This is a genomic window from Granulicatella sp. WM01 (assembly GCF_004570605.1).
In the GTDB taxonomy this organism is placed as follows: Bacteria; Bacillota; Bacilli; order Lactobacillales; family Aerococcaceae; genus WM01.
In genome coordinates this window covers 1-226 of sequence record NZ_SPPB01000198.1, presented here as the reverse complement: position 1 = coordinate 226, position 226 = coordinate 1, and the positions used below count along the sequence as shown (strand labels likewise).

Annotated in this window: 1 pseudogene; it reads left to right on the top strand. The window is 37.6% G+C overall.

The annotated features are described in order from the left end of the window. Positions 1-226 (top strand): annotated as a pseudogene (locus E4T68_RS09445) (hypothetical protein); the annotation flags it as partial.

Here is a 226-nt window from a genome sequence, read left to right as displayed (position 1 = left end):
GGTACAGCAACCATTACATATCCAGACGGAAGTAAAGATGTTATTCCAGGCACAGATTTAGTGAAACCATTAAATCCAACAGACGCAGAGAGAATAACCCCAACAGTACCAGAAAAAACACCAGTAAAAGATGTCACAAACTTAACTGATGAAGAAAGAAAAGCTGTAGAAGATAAAATTAAAGAAGTCAACAAAGACAAATTCCCACCGGGAACAACAGTAACAG